The organism is Mycolicibacterium fluoranthenivorans (genome assembly GCF_011758805.1).
GTDB classification, from domain to species: domain Bacteria; phylum Actinomycetota; class Actinomycetes; order Mycobacteriales; family Mycobacteriaceae; genus Mycobacterium; species Mycobacterium fluoranthenivorans.
In genome coordinates, this window is record NZ_JAANOW010000001.1 from 320,395 (window position 1) to 334,905 (window position 14,511).

General features: G+C 66.9%; 13 protein-coding genes. 8 read left to right on the forward strand and 5 right to left on the reverse strand.

Going from position 1 to position 14,511, the window contains the following annotated elements; translation table 11 throughout:
• Window positions 1-144: 144 nt before the first annotated feature.
• Window positions 145-2,685: a DEAD/DEAH box helicase gene (locus tag FHU31_RS01620; protein WP_208410108.1), complete on the reverse strand. Its 2,541-nt coding sequence runs from the start codon at window positions 2,683-2,685 to the stop codon at window positions 145-147.
• A gap of 63 nt (window positions 2,686-2,748) precedes the next feature.
• Here FHU31_RS01620 and FHU31_RS01625 point away from each other — a divergent pair, with 63 nt between their 5' ends.
• Together FHU31_RS01625 and FHU31_RS01630 are read left to right on the forward strand one after the other, a co-directional pair.
• Window positions 2,749-4,632: a serine/threonine-protein kinase gene (locus FHU31_RS01625; RefSeq protein WP_167155068.1), complete on the forward strand. Its 1,884-nt coding sequence runs from the start codon at window positions 2,749-2,751 to the stop codon at window positions 4,630-4,632.
• A 20-nt stretch (window positions 4,633-4,652) separates the two neighbouring features.
• Complete coding sequence (locus FHU31_RS01630; protein ID WP_167155072.1) at window positions 4,653-5,873, forward strand: DUF7373 family lipoprotein; 1,221 nt, start codon at window positions 4,653-4,655, stop codon at window positions 5,871-5,873.
• A gap of 3 nt (window positions 5,874-5,876) precedes the next feature.
• Here FHU31_RS01630 and FHU31_RS01635 read toward each other — a convergent pair whose 3' ends face one another.
• Together FHU31_RS01635 and FHU31_RS01640 are read right to left on the reverse strand one after the other, a co-directional pair.
• Complete coding sequence (locus tag FHU31_RS01635; RefSeq protein ID WP_167155075.1) at window positions 5,877-7,088, reverse strand: acyl-CoA dehydrogenase family protein; 1,212 nt, start codon at window positions 7,086-7,088, stop codon at window positions 5,877-5,879.
• A 25-nt stretch (window positions 7,089-7,113) separates the two neighbouring features.
• On the reverse strand, window positions 7,114-7,698 hold the full coding sequence (locus FHU31_RS01640; RefSeq protein ID WP_167160498.1) for a TetR/AcrR family transcriptional regulator: 585 nt from the start codon (window positions 7,696-7,698) through the stop codon (window positions 7,114-7,116).
• Between the two features lie 97 nt (window positions 7,699-7,795).
• Here FHU31_RS01640 and FHU31_RS01645 point away from each other — a divergent pair, with 97 nt between their 5' ends.
• The 3 genes from FHU31_RS01645 (at window position 7,796) to FHU31_RS01655 (ending at window position 9,489) form a co-directional block, all read left to right on the forward strand.
• On the forward strand, window positions 7,796-8,428 hold the full coding sequence (locus tag FHU31_RS01645) for a DUF3159 domain-containing protein (protein WP_167155078.1): 633 nt from the start codon (window positions 7,796-7,798) through the stop codon (window positions 8,426-8,428).
• 65 nt (window positions 8,429-8,493) lie between these two features.
• A complete protein-coding gene (locus FHU31_RS01650) occupies window positions 8,494-9,027 on the forward strand; it encodes a hypothetical protein (protein WP_167155081.1) in 534 nt (177 codons plus the stop codon).
• A 45-nt stretch (window positions 9,028-9,072) separates the two neighbouring features.
• Window positions 9,073-9,489, forward strand: a complete 417-nt coding sequence (locus FHU31_RS01655; RefSeq protein WP_167155084.1) for a hypothetical protein — start codon at window positions 9,073-9,075, stop codon at window positions 9,487-9,489.
• Here the strand turns inward: FHU31_RS01655 and FHU31_RS01660 are convergent.
• Both FHU31_RS01660 and FHU31_RS01665 read right to left on the reverse strand, forming a co-directional pair.
• On the reverse strand, window positions 9,475-10,032 hold the full coding sequence (locus FHU31_RS01660) for a chorismate mutase (protein ID WP_167160499.1): 558 nt from the start codon (window positions 10,030-10,032) through the stop codon (window positions 9,475-9,477). The genes FHU31_RS01655 and FHU31_RS01660 overlap by 15 nt on opposite strands.
• An 8-nt stretch (window positions 10,033-10,040) precedes the next feature.
• Complete coding sequence (locus tag FHU31_RS01665) at window positions 10,041-10,631, reverse strand: TetR/AcrR family transcriptional regulator (RefSeq protein WP_090359276.1); 591 nt, start codon at window positions 10,629-10,631, stop codon at window positions 10,041-10,043.
• A gap of 188 nt (window positions 10,632-10,819) precedes the next feature.
• On the opposite strand from FHU31_RS01665, the gene FHU31_RS01670 reads away from it, so the two are divergent.
• From FHU31_RS01670 to FHU31_RS01680, 3 genes are read left to right on the forward strand one after another with little or no spacing between them, the layout of a single operon-like run.
• Window positions 10,820-11,251, forward strand: a complete 432-nt coding sequence (locus tag FHU31_RS01670; protein ID WP_090359274.1) for an MmpS family transport accessory protein — start codon at window positions 10,820-10,822, stop codon at window positions 11,249-11,251.
• A complete protein-coding gene (locus FHU31_RS01675) occupies window positions 11,248-14,172 on the forward strand; it encodes an MMPL/RND family transporter (RefSeq protein ID WP_167155087.1) in 2,925 nt (974 codons plus the stop codon). The genes FHU31_RS01670 and FHU31_RS01675 overlap by 4 nt, the downstream gene beginning before the upstream one ends.
• Complete coding sequence (locus tag FHU31_RS01680; RefSeq protein WP_167155090.1) at window positions 14,169-14,510, forward strand: DUF732 domain-containing protein; 342 nt, start codon at window positions 14,169-14,171, stop codon at window positions 14,508-14,510. The genes FHU31_RS01675 and FHU31_RS01680 overlap by 4 nt, the downstream gene beginning before the upstream one ends.
• The last annotated feature ends 1 nt before the right edge of the window (window position 14,511 follow it).

Consider the following 14,511-nt stretch of genomic DNA (forward strand, 5'->3'; position numbering starts at 1 on the left):
GGCGCCCAACCAATGATCAATCCGATTCTTCACCACTGCTCCACACTTTGTCCCCGACCCGCGGTGGCGCCAGTGCCCCGCGCTGAGCACGAACGGAATACCCAGGAAATCCTCATCTGAACCCCACGTGCTGCCCGGTGACGATCAGTCGAGCCGCCCGGCACCGGTCATCCGCACCACCGGAAATCCTTCCTCATCCGACGCGGCCAGGTCCACCTCTATGTCGAATCCCCAGTCATGATCGCCGGCGGGGTCGTCGAGGATCTGCCGGACCCGCCACACCTCGGGTTGGCGGTCGAAGATCAGCAGGGCGGGCCCCCGGGCGTCGGCGCCGGTGCCCACGTCGTCATGTTCGCGGGCATACGCCGCCCCGACCTCTTCCCAACGGTGTGCCGGCCAGCCCGAACCGGCATCCAGCGCGCCCAGATCTGCCCAGCGCCGGCGCGCGAACAACTCGACCCGCCGGAACAGCGCGTTGCGCACCATCGCCGTGAACGCACGTTCGTTGGCCGTCAGCGCACGCACCGGCACGGTCACCGGCGCAGCATCGGGCAGGTCTCCGCTGGTGAGCTGCTCCCATTCGTCGAGCAGGCTCGAATCCACTTGACGCACAAGCTCACCGAGCCACTCGACGATATCGATGAGCTCCTCGGTACGTGCGGTGGCGGCCACCCCGGACCGCAGCGCCTTGAACGCGTCGGAGAGGTAGCGCAACACCGCTCCCTCCGACCTGGTCAAGCCGTACTCGCTGACGAACTCCCGGAAGGTCTGCGCCCGCTCCCACATCTCGCGCACGATCGACTTCGGGGCGAGTTTCCCGTCGGCGGCCCACGGATTGGTGCGCAGGTACACCCCGAAGGTGTACTCGAGCATCTCCTGCAGCGGTTTGGGATAGGTCACCTCGTCGAGCAACTCGATACGCTCGTCGTACTCGATGCCGTCGGCCTTCATCTGCGCCACGGCCTCGCCGCGGGCCTTGTTCAACTGCGCGGCCAGGATCTGGCGCGGATCCTCCAACGTGGCCTCGATCACCGAAACCACGTCGCGCGCATAGGTTTGCGCTTCGGTGTCGAGCACGTCGACGGCGGCCAGCGCGAAGGTCGACAGCGGTTGGTTGAGGGCGAAATCGGGCGGTAGGTCGACGGTCAACCGGTACCTTCTGCCGTCGGGCTCGGGTTCGGGCAGCCGTTCCAGGATCCCGGCCTGCAGCAGCGAGCGGGCGATGCCCACCGCTTCCAGAATGAGTTTGAGCTGGCGTTTGCGGGGTTCGTGGTTGTCGGTGAGCAGCCGGCGCATGGACTCGAACGGGTTCCCGGGCCGGTCGACCACGTCCAGGATCATGGCTGTGGACACCCGCATATTGCTGGTCAACGGCTCGGGTGCGGCTTCGACCAGCCGTGTCATGGTCGCCTCACTCCACGGCACCATGCCTTCGGGTACCTTGCGGCGCACCAGTTTTCGCCGCTTCTTGGGGTCGTCGGCCACTTTGGCGAACTGTTTGAGGTTCTCCACCTCGTGGTCGGGGGCCTGCACGACGACGGTGCCCGCGGTGTCGTAACCGGCCCGGCCGGCCCGGCCGGCGATCTGATGGAACTCCCGGGCCTTGAGCAGTCGGGTGCGGGTGCCGTCGTACTTCGACAGTGCGGTGAACACCACCGTCCGGATGGGCACGTTGATGCCGACGCCGAGCGTGTCGGTGCCGCAGATGATCTTGAGCAGGCCGGCCTGCGCCAGCTGTTCGACCAGCCGCCGGTACTTGGGCAGCATGCCCGCGTGGTGCACCCCGATGCCGTGGCGCACCAGCCGGGACAGTGTGGTGCCGAACGCCGTCGAAAATCGGAAGTTGCCGATGGCCTCGGCGATCGCGGCCTTCTCCTCCTTGGTGCAGACGTTCACGCTCATCAGCGCCTGGGCCCGCTCCAGGGCGGAGGCCTGGGTGAAGTGCACCACGTAGATGGGCACCTGTTTGGTGTTCAGCAGGTCGCCGATGGTCTCGTGCATCGGTGTGGTGGCGTAGGAGTAGAACAGCGGCACGGGGCGCTGCGCGCCGGCCACCAGTGCCGTGGGCCGGCCGGTGCGCCGGGTCAGGTCTTCGCGGAGGAAGGTGACGTCGCCCAGGGTGGCTGACATCAGCAGGAACTGCGCGCGGGGCAATTCCAGCAGCGGCACCTGCCAGGCCCAGCCGCGGTCGGGGTCACCGTAGAAGTGGAACTCGTCCATCACGATGAGGTCGGTGGCCGTGCTTTCCGGACCGCCCTCACGCAGCGCGACATTGGCCAGGATCTCGGCGGTGCACGCGATGATCGGCGCACCCGCGTTGACGGCCGCGTCGCCGGTGAGCATGCCGACATTGGCCGCCCCGAACACGTCGCACAGTGCGAAGAACTTCTCACTGACCAAGGCTTTGATCGGCGCCGTGTAATAGCTGCGCCGGCCGCCGGCCAGCGCCGCGTACTGCGCACCGGTGGCCACCAACGACTTCCCGGACCCGGTCGGGGTGGCCAGCACGACATTGGCGCCGCTGACCAATTCGATCAGCGCCTCCTCCTGCGCCGGGTAGAGCGTGGTCCCGCAGCGCTGCGCCCAATCGGCGAAGGAGACGAACAATTCGTCGGGATCGGCACCCAGCGCCCGCAGGGCGGTCAGGTCGGTGGGGTCCTCGAGCAGCGCAGCAGTGATGGTCATGTCCTGTCCAGCCTGCCTGACAGACCCGACGCTTTCCTACGACGGGTCGAATACGATTTGCCCGTGTCGCTCACCGAGGGTCAGATTTTCGCCGGATACACCATCCGGCGGTTGCTCGGCGCGGGCGGCATGGGCAGCGTGTACCTCGCGGACCATCCGAGGTTGCCGCGCCAGGATGCGGTGAAAGTGCTGGCGGCGACCCTCACCGCCGATCCGGAGTACGCGCCGCGGTTCCGGCGCGAGGCGGACCTGGTGTCCACCCTGTCGCACCCCAACATCCTCGGCGTGTACGACCGCGGTGAGGTCGACGGGCAACTCTGGATCTCGATGGTCTACGTGGCGGGCACCGATGCGGCCCGGTTGTTGCGCGACCACTACCCGAACGGGATGCCCGCCCACGTGGCATTGCCGATCATCGCCGGCGTCGCCTCGGCCTTGGACTACGCGCATCAGCGTGGCCTACTGCACCGAGATATCAAGCCGGCCAACATCTTGCTGGAATCCGAGACCTCGCGCATCTATCTGGCGGATTTCGGCATCGCCCGTCCGATGGACGACTCGACGAAGCTGACCGCGACCAACATGGCGGTGGGCACGGTGGCCTATGCGGCACCCGAGCAGCTGCGCGGCGAACCGATGGACGGCCGGACCGACCAATATGCGTTGGCGTGCACCGCGTTTCACCTACTCACCGGCACCACGCCGTATGCCGACAGCAATCCCGCGGTGGTGATCACCAAACACGTCACCGCGCCCGCGCCGTCCCTGGGTGAGCGCAGGCCGGAACTGCGTGGGCTGGATCCGGTGCTGGCCCGGGCGATGGCCAAGTCCCGGGAAGGCCGGTACCCCACCTGCGGCGAGTTCGCGCATGCGCTGCAGTACCAGCTCGCGGCGCCGGTGGAGGAGCCCCGAAGTCACCCCACCTTGCCGGCGACCCCGCCACCTCCGGAACCTCCGGCGGCTGTGCCACCTGCGGAACCGGCATCCAAGGGCATCTCCAAGCCACTGGTGGCGGTGCTGTCGGTGCTCGCCCTGGTGCTGGTCGCCGGTGCCGTCTTCGCGGGTGTGCGGTTGTCCTCGCGCGACGGCAAGCCGACGGCCACGCCGGCCGCCCCCGCCGCGCAGGTGGCGTCCGGATCGGGGTTCACCGGCTTGTACCGGGCCGACTTCGGGCCGGGCACCGACCTGGAGGGCAATCCGGTTCCGGGGGCGGCAGCCACGACGGGCACCTACGACGTCCGGTCCGGGTGCGGCTCGAACGGCTGCATCGCCACCGCGTCCTATGTCGGCGACAGCGGCATCGTGCTCGTCTCGGATATGACCTTCGACCAGATCGCCGGCGCCTGGGTCGCCGTGGCCACCGCGTCGGTGCAGTGTCCCGACGTTCCCACCGAGGTCTGGGTGGTGTACACCCTCACCCCGCAGCCCGACGGCACCCTGACCGGGGAGACCACCAGATCCACCGCGAATAACTGTGGTAGCGGCAAGCGGACGGTCACCTTCACCCGCACCGGTGAGAACCCGCGCAGCACGCTGCCCGACCCGGCGACCCTGCCGCCGCGGACGACGTCACCGGCATCGGGGTTACACGGGCGCTACCACGAGTCCACCGTCTACGCCGCGGGCGGTTTCGCGCCCGGAGCGCCGGACCTGCAGGTCCGCACCCACTGCCTGCGCACCGGCGATCGGTGCATCAGCATGTTCCACGCCATGGACGGTGTGGTGACGCTGGTCTTCGCCGACGGCACATGGGTGCGTGACGAGGAGGGCACCGTGCCCTGCGCGATGGGCGGCACGACTCACACCAAGATCACCGCCGAGTACCCGTTGCCGGGCGAGGGGCAGGATCCGATCCCCGTGCTCAGCGGAAAGGGTCAGAACGTGTCCACCGGTGGTGAGTGCAAGGGCGGCGATTTCACCGACAAGTTCGTCCGAACCGGCGATTGACCCGCTAGGGTCGGGACGCAATGACTACACCAGATGCGTTGCGCCGCCTCACGAAACACGGCCTCACGCTTGCCACCGTCGTACTGCTGGCCGCATGTTCGCACGCCAACGAGGGTCCGGCAGCGTCGAGTTCGGTTGCGGCACCGACGGCTTCGGCGCTGCCCGTCATCAGTCCCGACCAGCTCGACGTGGGTAACTACCTGAGTGCACCGCGTCCGGTGTTGGGCGCGGCCGGATCTGTGGAGGCGGGCGCCGCGGCCGAGGCGCGCCGAATGGCCGAGTACGTGATCGGGCCGTGGGATGTCGACGCCTCGTTGATCGACCCTTACCTGGGCACGTACTACGTCATGGACACCCCGGCCGTGTTGGCCCAACTGGGACCGGAGGCCATTGCCGAGGCGGCCCAGAGCCACGGCTTCGTCGGCGGCTTCGCGTCCGCCCGCAAATCGGACCAGGCCGTTCTGGTCAACGCGGTGTTGCGGTTTCCGGACCCGGCCGCCGCCGCGGCGGCGGCGGGCGCGATGGCCGATGCCGCCGCAGCCAGTCCGATCCGCGGGGTCCGGCCGGACCGCACGCCGATACCCGGCCATCCCGAAGCCACGGCCGTCTCCTATCCCTTCACCCCGCAGGGATCGGATCACCCCTGGACCGTGGTGCGGTCGTTCAATCCGCACGGAACCTTCGTGCTCACCCAGTTGACGCAGACCTCGGCCGGCCCGGACGCTGCCACCGGGCTGATCGCCAAGGCGATCGCCACGCAGGGCCCGGTCATCGACGGCTTCACCCCGACGGACGTGGCGGCACTGGCCCAGATTCCACTGGACCCGACCGGACTGCTGGCCCGCACGGTGCTGGTCACCGGTGAGGTCAAACCGACCAAGAATGCCGTGTACCCGACCCGGGCGGCCATGCACTTCCAGAGCGACCCCGTCGCGTCGAAGAAGTTGTTCGCCGACACCGGTGTCACGGCGGTGGCGATGGGCCAGGCCAATGTCTACCAGTCCCGCGATTCGCAGACGGCGCAGGCCATCACCAAAGGTTTCGACAACGAGGTGCTGTTGCAGGGTGCGAAACCGGCCGACCAGGTTCCGGCGCTGCCGCAGAGTCACTGCGCGGCTCGTCCCAAGGGCTTCTACTGCGTGGCACCGGCCGGCCAGTACGCGATCGAGGCGAACGGTGTCGCGCTGCCCGAAACCCAGCAGTTGGTGGCTGCCCAGTACGTGTTGCTCACCCAGAAGTGAGGGCTACCGGATCGCCAGACCGGTGATGGCGCGCGAGATCACCAGGCGCTGAATCTCACTCGTGCCTTCGAAGATGGTGAAGATCTTCGCGTCACGGTGCATGCGTTCCACCGGATAGTCACGGGTGTAGCCGTTGCCGCCGAGGATCTGGATGGCCTCGTCGGTGACGTAGACCGCGGTCTCGCTGGCCACCAGCTTGGCCATCGAGCCCTCGGCGCTGTCGAAGCTCTGGTTGTTGCGCGCCATCCAGCCGGCCCGCCACACCAGCAGCCGGGCGGCGTCGATGCGGCACTTCATATCCGCCAGTTTGAACGCGACCGCCTGGAACTCACCGATCTTGCGGCCGAACTGCTCGCGCTGGCTGGCGTACTCGAGCGCGTACTCGTAGGCGGCACGCGCCACCCCCACGGCCATCGCACCGACGGTCGGGCGGGTGCGCTCGAAGGTCTTCATGGCGGCCTGACCGCCCGCGGAGGCACCCGATTTCACCCGGGCCACCCGCTCCTCGAACTTCTCCCGGCCGCCGAGGATCAGGTCTTCGGGCAGCCGGACGTTGTCGAGGACGACCTCGGCGGTGTGCGAGGCGCGGATACCGTGTTTCTTGAACTTCTGGCCCTGGGCCAGACCGTGGGTGTCGGGCGGGATGATGAAGGTGGCCTGCCCGCGGGATCCCAGTTCCGGATACACCGAGGCGACCACGATGTGCACGTTGGCGATCCCGCCGTTGGTGGCCCAGGTCTTGGTGCCGTTGAGCACCCACTCGCGGGTGGCCTCGTCATAGCGGGCCCGGGTGCGGATGGCGCCGACGTCGGAGCCGGCGTCGGGCTCGGATGAGCAGAATGCGCCCAGCTGGGGTTCGCCCGGGGTGCCGAACATCGCCGGCAGCCACTGGCCGATCTGCTCGGGAGTTCCGTTGCCGGCCAACGCCGCTGCGGCCAGGCCGGTGCCCAGGATGGACAGCGCGATACCGGCGTCACCCCAGAACAGTTCCTCGAAGACGGTGAGGAAGCCCAGCCCGCTCGGCTCGGCGGCCTGCGTCCCGAAGAACTCGGGGGAGTACAGGCCGACCTTGGCCGCCTCGGCGATGATGGGCCACGGTGTCTCCTCGCGCTCATCCCATTCGGATGCGGCGGGGCGGACGATTTCGGCGGCGAACTGGTGCACCCAGTCGCGCACCTCGACGACGTCATCGGACAGTTGAAGCGAGAAAGTCATGCTTGCTCCTGAATTCGAGTGCTGCTCAAGGTTTCTTGGGGACGGTGTGGCGTTCCAGCACGGCGGTGGTCTGGTCGACCCAGGCTTCGAAATAGCGGTCGTCGTCGACATTGCCCGGGGTGCGGGTGGTCAGGGCGCGGAGCGTGGCGAAATAGCTCAGCGCGGCGATGGCCACCGCGGCGGCGGCCTCGGGATCGGGGATGCGGGTGCGGCCCGACGTGTTCAACCGGGTGAGCTCGTCGGCGAAACGTTGATACGCGTTGTCGGTGATGATCTGCCACGTCTTCTCGTCGAGGTCGCCGAGTTCGTCGGGTTCGCGCAGCATGACGCGCAGCAACTCTTCGCTTTCGGTCAGGTTGCTCCAGATCAGCCGGCCCGCCATCCGGACCGAGGCCACCATGCCCTGCGGTTCGCCCGAGTCGTATTCCTCCCGGGCGGTCACGATCTTCTCGATACGGCTGGTGATCGCCGCTTCCAGCAGGGCGCGCTTCGAGCTGAAGTGCTTGTACAGGGCACCGGATCCGGGGGCCAGGCCGGCGGCCTGCTGGATATCGGCCACCGACGTCGCCGCATAACCCTTGGCCGCGAACAGTGCCAGCGCGGTGGCCATGAGTTGATCGCGACGGGAGACGGTCACGAGGTGAGAGAGTACTCACTCACGTGCGAGACAGCAAATCCTGGTGCTCGCCCACGTACCCTCGGTGGACATGACGGACACGCGGTCGCCGGCCGCCACGCTGCTGGCCCATGCGGGGGGAGTTCGCGGGCTCATCCACACCGCCCTTCCGGTCACCGTGTTCGCGGCGACCTCCGCCGTTGCCGGCCTGGTGCCCGCCGTTGCCGCCGCGGTCGGCGTCGCGGTGGTGATCCTGGTGTGGCAACTGGTGCGCCGTGCCTCCACCCGTCCCGCGCTGTTCGGGTTCGCCGGGGTCCTGGTGTGCGCCGGCCTGGCCTTCGTCACCGGCCAGGCCCGGGACTTCTATCTCCCGGGCATCTGGATGTATCTCGGCATGGCCATCGCCTTCACGGTGTCGGTGCTCATCCGGCGGCCACTCGTCGGTGTGGTCTGGGCGCGTGTCACCGGCCGCGACGACAGCTGGCGCGCCATCCGGCGGGCGCGGCTGGCCTTCGCCGCCGTCACCGTCGTGATGGCACTGGTGTCCTGGACCAGGTTCTTCGTCCAGTACCACCTATACGAGTCGAATCAGGCCGAGTTGCTCGCGATCGCGCGTGTCGCGATGGGCTGGCCCCTCTTCGCCGTCACGTCCTCGCTGATCTACCTGGCGATCCGCACCGCGATCAGGGCGGTACCGCAGCGCGAGCGTGTTGCGGGAACTTAACGATTCGGTGCTGCCTCGGCGTTGACGCTCGCGCAAGGACTCGGGTCGTGGTCAGGTGGAAGGTGATGCCTACTTCCACGCTCTCCGTTGTCCGCCTGGCCGCATCCGCCGCGGCGGGCCTGACGCTGCTCGCGACCGCGGCGGGGTTGGCCGGCGCCGCTCCGGACAGTGACAGTCAGGGCTACGTCGACTCCACGGCCCGGTGCAGTGCCCCTGCGGTCGCGGTCCTGTTCGGCAGCACCTCCAGTTCGCGCATCGCCATCTGCAAGACCTCCAGCGGCGGCTACGAGTATCGCGGCGTGCGGGTGCGCGACGGCGCCAAGCTGGTTCTGAGCGCCACCGCCTCGAACGGCGGGTACGTCGCCGAGAGCGACGGCGTCACCTACACCGTCACCCCGAACGGGCTGAAGGTGAGCACCAGCGGCACGGTCATCCGCAATGAGCCGCTCACCGATGTGCACGAACCGCAGGGGACCACGACAAGTGGCACCGCGACGACGGTGACCACCACGGTGACGTCCACGGCGCCGACTTCTACGACACCGACGTCCACGACACCGCTGCCGCCGCCGTTGCCCGCGGAGGTGGGCGCCCGCTGACGGGTCCCCGCGCGCGGCATTACTGAAAATCGTTATCATTAAGGTATGCCCGTTGTCACCCGTTGGCTGCTTCGCGTACCTGATCTGGATGAGATCCGTAGCGGCACCGTGTATCTCACCGTTCCGCTGGTCGACGATATGGTCCAGATCGGCCTGGGCGGCCAGTACCGCACAGGCATCATCGAGGTGTGCAAGAGCCGCGCTGCGCTCACCGTGATCCGAACTGACGGCGCCCCGCTGCAGGCGCAGATCGTGCGCGACGGTGCGCGGATCACCGTGCTGCGGGAACCGGTGCCCCAGCTGCAGCTCACCCGGGGCGGTCCCGCGGTGTGGCTGGTGCCCGGGGGCGTCCCGGTCGGGCGGGTGGCAGATCTGGAGCAACTGGTGCGGACGGTGGCCACTTTCGGTGTGGCCAAGCAGCGCCGGGGTGAGCGAGGCGCGCCGACCTCAGCCGCAGTATGAGTGGGTCGCGAAAGCCAACGCGTCCCGGTAGTCCGGGTCCAGGCCGTACGCCGTGGCCGCGTTGTCGGCCGCCTCGCGCAGGGCCGGGACGCAGGCCGGCGAATGCAACAGATCCCATTGCGCGGCAAGCTCGTCGACGATCGTCGTGTTCAGCGCGTCGATGCGGGACCGGGACGAGGACAGGTCGGGCGCCGACGACGGCGCGGCGGCGGGGTCGAGTTTCCATTCCGCGAACCGGCGGTACTCGACCGCCTCGGTGGCCTGGATCTGGTCGGTGAAGATGCGTCGGACGTAGTCGGCGTCGATCCCGCGGGTGCCCGCCGTCGTGGCGACGGCGTCGAGCACCTGTTGGACGCGCACCGGATCCTCGATGTCCCCGTGGGTGATCCATTTGACCGCGGCGACAGGGTCGGCGACCTGCAGCCGTTGCGCGGCCGAGGAGACCAGGGCATCCAGCGGACTGGGCATCGCATGCGCCACCCCCGGCGTCGCGGACGCGAGGCTGACGGCGGCCAGCGCGGCAAGGCCCATGCGTCGCAGCATCACCGTGTTCACCCGCGCAGAGCGGCGGTGCCGGGTTGGGCGGCGACCGCCAGCAGGCGCTGGGCACGGTCGAGCAGGATGCGGTGCAGATCGCCGTCGGAGATATCGCTCAGGTGCGGTTCGGTGGTGCTGCCGAAGATGCCCGCGGTGATCATCCCGATCGTGACCCGGGTCTCGACGTCGACGGTCGGGCCGATCAGCAGCTCGCGCAGGCGATCACCGCAATCCTCGAACTCCTTGTGCGCCCGGACGAGCTCGAGCACCGCGGGATCGCCGTAGAACAAGGTGCCGATGCGCCGGTGCCGGATCGCCATCTCGACGAAACCGCTGATGGTGGCATCGCGGCGGGAGTCCGGATTGGAGATGGTCTCGGCGATGCGGACCAGCCGGTCCATATCGTCGAACACCGGGCGGACCACCGACAGCACGATGTCGTCTTTGGTGTGGAACTGGTAGTAGATCGCGGCCTTGCTGACGCCGAGGTGGTCGGCGATCATCTGCAGCGAGGTGCCGTTGACGCCACGCTCGGCGAACAGATTGAGGGCGGCGTCGAGGACGCGTTCACGCGCGAAGCCGCGCTGAGCCACTGGCTTGGCCATCCGACCGCCTCCTTTCCCGGATCTGGTCCCTGATCCGGCGTGTGACCTGCTGCGCATCTTTGCACGGACAGTATCCGCCGTCACAGAGTCTGACGTTCGTCTTGTCCTAACTTAGCCGATTGGCTAATCTCGTCCAGTCGAGTAGCTAGGCTAACTGAGGCTGTTCACGGATCGGACGGAGTCGGGCGATGAACGTGTTGAAACGCGTGTGGATACCCCTGGTCATCGTCGTGGTGGTGGCCGTCGCGTCATTCACGGTGATGCGGGTTCGCACGTTCTTCGGGACCGGCCCGGGCTATGTCTCCACGGAGAACAGTGCCGCCGATGAGAGCGAGCCGTTCGACCCCAAGGTGGTCAAGTACGAGATCTGGGGTGAGCCGGGTGCGACGGCGAACGTCAACTACATGGACCTGGATGCCAAACCGCAGCGCGCCGACAACGTCGCGCTGCCCTGGACGCTGACGCTGAGCACCACCGCGCCCTCGGTCTTCCCCACGATCTCCGGCCAGGGTGACGGCTCCAGTCTTTCCTGCCGCATCACCGTCGACGACGAAGTCAAAGACGAACGTACTGTCGACGGTGTCGGCGCCCATACCTACTGCTTGGTGAAATCCGCATGAGTGCACCTCACGACGACACGAGTGCTCCGCACGAGCCGCCCACCGACGCCTTCGCGGCGGCCCCGCGAGCCGCCGGCCACGACCGTCGCGGCATCGCGAAATGGGTACGCACGCTTGCCGTCCCGATCATCATCGGCTGGGTGGCGGTCGTCGCCCTGCTCAATGTCATCGTCCCGCAGCTCGAAGTGGTGGGGCAGATGAAAGCGGTGTCGATGAGCCCCGAGACCGCGCCGTCGGTGATCTCGATGAAGCGGGTCGGCGAGAACTTCCAGGAGTTCAAGTCGAACAGTTCGGCGATGGTGGTGCTGGAGAGCGATCACCAGCTCGATGACGCCGCGCACAAGTTCTACGACGAGATGATCAAGAAGCTGGAAGCCGACACCAAGCATGTCGAGCACATCCAGGACATGTGGGGCGATCCGCTGACGGCGGCCGGTGCGCAGAGCGCCGACGGCAAGGCCACCTACGTGCAGGTGTACACGGCCGGTAACCAGGGTGAGTCCCTGGCCAACGAGTCCATCGACGCGGTGAAGGGCGCCGTGGACAGCCTGACGCCGCCACCCGGGGTGAAGGTCTACGTCACCGGTCCGGCCGCGATGACGGCCGATCAGCAGATCGCCAGCGACCGCAGCCTCAAGGTGATCGAGGCGCTGACGTTCGCGGTGATCATCGTGATGATGCTGCTGATCTATCGATCGGTGGTCTCGGTGCTGCTGACCTTGGTGATGGTGGTGCTGGGCCTGGCCGCCACCCGCGGCGCGGTGGCGTTCCTGGGCTACTACGACATCATCGGGCTCTCGACGTTCGCGACGAACCTGTTGGTGACGCTGGCCATCGCCGCGGCGACGGACTACGCGATCTTCCTGATCGGCCGCTATCAAGAGGCGCGCACCCGGGGTTTGGACCGGGAAGCCGCCTACTACGACATGTATCACGGCACCGCGCACGTGATCTTGGGCTCGGGTATGACGATTGCCGGCGCGACGTTCTGCCTGCACTTCACCAAACTGCCGTACTTCCAATCGCTCGGTATCCCGCTGGCCGTCGGCATGGTCACCCTGGTGTTCTGCGCCCTGACCCTCGGCCCGGCCATCATCTCGGTGGCGACCCGATTCGGAAAGACGTTGGAGCCCAAGCGCAGTGCGCGGATCCGCGGCTGGCGCAAGATCGGTGCCGTGGTGGTGCGCTGGCCCGGGCCGATCCTGGTCGCGACGCTGGCCCTGTGTCTCGTCGGTCTGGTCGCACTGCCCGGCTACCAGACCAACTACAACGACCGAAACTATCTGCCTGGCAATCTGCCTGCGGCCGAGGGCTACGCGGCGGCGGATCGGCATTTCAACCAGGCCCGGATGAACCCGGAACTGCTGCTCATCGAGAGCGATCACGATCTGCGTAACTCGGCGGACTTCCTGGTGATCGACAAGATCGCCAAGGCGGTGTTCCGCACGCCCGGTATCGGGCGGGTGCAGGCCATCACCCGGCCGCAGGGAACCCCGATCGAGCACACCTCGATCCCGTTCCAGATCAGCATGCAGGGCACCACGCAGAAAATGAACGAGAAGTACCAGCAGGACATGATGGCCAACATGCTCAAGCAGGCCGATGACATGCAGGTCACGATCGACAACATGACCAAGATGTCCAACATCACGGCCCAGATGGCGGCCACCACGCATTCGATGGTCACCAAGATGAAGACCATGACCCTCGATGTGGCCGAATTGCGGGACCATATCGCCGATTTCGACGATTTCTTCCGGCCCATCCGCAATTACCTGTACTGGGAACCGCACTGCTACGACATCCCGTCGTGCTGGGCCATCAGGTCGATCTTCGACACCCTCGACGGTATCGACACCATGACCGACGACATCCAGAAGCTGATGCCCGATATGGAGCGGCTGGACACGCTGATGCCGCAGATGGTGGCGCTCATGCCGTCGATGATCGCCACGATGAAGAACATGAAGACCTACATGCTGACCATGTATCAGACCCAGAAGGGCATACAGGATCAGATGTCGGCGATGCAGGACAACTCGTCGGCGATGGGTGAAGCGTTCGACGCGGCCCGCAACGACGACTCCTTCTATCTGCCGCCCGAGACGTTCGACAATCCCGAATTCAAAACGGGTATGAAGAACTTCATCTCCCCCGACGGCAAGTCGGTGCGCTTCATCATCAGCCATGACGGCGATCCGATGAGCCCCGAAGGCATCTCGCATATCGAGGCCATCAAGCAGGCCGCCAAGGAGGCCATCAAGGGCACCCCGCTGGAGGGCTCCAAGATCTACCTGGCCGGTACCGCCGCCACCTTCAAGGACATGCAGGAGGGGGCGAACTGGGATCTGGTCATCGCCGGGATCGCCTCGCTGTGCCTGATCTTCATCATCATGCTGATCATCACCCGCGCGATCGTCGCCTCCGCGGTGATCGTCGGTACGGTCCTGGTGTCACTCGGTGCGTCCTTCGGGCTCTCGGTGCTGTTGTGGCAACACCTGCTGGGCACCCCGCTGCACTGGATGGTTCTGGCGATGTCGGTGATCATCCTGTTGGCGGTGGGCGCGGACTACAACCTGCTCTTGGTCTCCCGATTCAAGGAGGAGATCCACGCAGGCCTGAACACCGGCATCATCCGGTCGATGGGCGGTACCGGATCGGTGGTCACCTCGGCCGGTCTGGTGTTCGCCTTCACCATGATCTCGATGGCGGTCAGCGAGCTGACCGTGATCGGGCAGGTCGGCACGACCATCGGCCTGGGCCTGTTGTTCGACACCTTGATCATCCGGTCGTTCATGACACCCGCGATCGCGGCGCTGCTGGGCAAGTGGTTCTGGTGGCCGCAGCGGGTGCGTCAGCGCCCGGTCCCGGAGAACTGGCCGGCACCCATCCAGAAGAACCCCCAGGAGGTCCTGTCATGAAACGCGTAGCCATGGTGATGGCCGGTGCGGCAATCGCTTTCGCGACCGCAGGGGTCGCGAGTGCCGACCCGGCGTATGACCGGGATCCCGACACCAACTTCGCCCATCAGCTGCACACCGTGGGGATCTACGGGCAGAAGGATTACAACGCCTGGATCGGCAAGATCATGTGCAAGCGGATGTACAACAACGTCGACACCGATGCGGCGCAGACGGCGACGTTCGTACGGAATCAGCTGGACCGCGACAGCAGCACCGAGCAGGTGTGGCAGTTCGTGGGGCTGGCCGTCGACTACTACTGCCCCGAAAAACGCGGCGACATCGACCACGCCGCCTAGG

What these genes read in the sequence shown, in the direction of transcription:
- FHU31_RS01620 (WP_208410108.1), bottom strand. Translation starts at nt 2,685, where the DNA reads ATGACCATCACTGCTGCGCTGCTCGAGGACCCCACCGACCTGACCGCC.
- FHU31_RS01630 (WP_167155072.1), top strand. Translation starts at nt 4,653, where the DNA reads ATGACTACACCAGATGCGTTGCGCCGCCTCACGAAACACGGCCTCACG.
- FHU31_RS01635 (WP_167155075.1), bottom strand. Translation starts at nt 7,088, where the DNA reads ATGACTTTCTCGCTTCAACTGTCCGATGACGTCGTCGAGGTGCGCGAC.
- FHU31_RS01640 (WP_167160498.1), bottom strand. Translation starts at nt 7,698, where the DNA reads ATGGCCACCGCGCTGGCACTGTTCGCGGCCAAGGGTTATGCGGCGACG.
- FHU31_RS01645 (WP_167155078.1), top strand. Translation starts at nt 7,796, where the DNA reads ATGACGGACACGCGGTCGCCGGCCGCCACGCTGCTGGCCCATGCGGGG.
- FHU31_RS01650 (WP_167155081.1), top strand. Translation starts at nt 8,494, where the DNA reads ATGCCTACTTCCACGCTCTCCGTTGTCCGCCTGGCCGCATCCGCCGCG.
- FHU31_RS01655 (WP_167155084.1), top strand. Translation starts at nt 9,073, where the DNA reads ATGCCCGTTGTCACCCGTTGGCTGCTTCGCGTACCTGATCTGGATGAG.
- FHU31_RS01660 (WP_167160499.1), bottom strand. Translation starts at nt 10,032, where the DNA reads ATGCTGCGACGCATGGGCCTTGCCGCGCTGGCCGCCGTCAGCCTCGCG.
- FHU31_RS01665 (WP_090359276.1), bottom strand. Translation starts at nt 10,631, where the DNA reads ATGGCCAAGCCAGTGGCTCAGCGCGGCTTCGCGCGTGAACGCGTCCTC.
- FHU31_RS01670 (WP_090359274.1), top strand. Translation starts at nt 10,820, where the DNA reads ATGAACGTGTTGAAACGCGTGTGGATACCCCTGGTCATCGTCGTGGTG.
- FHU31_RS01675 (WP_167155087.1), top strand. Translation starts at nt 11,248, where the DNA reads ATGAGTGCACCTCACGACGACACGAGTGCTCCGCACGAGCCGCCCACC.
- FHU31_RS01680 (WP_167155090.1), top strand. Translation starts at nt 14,169, where the DNA reads ATGAAACGCGTAGCCATGGTGATGGCCGGTGCGGCAATCGCTTTCGCG.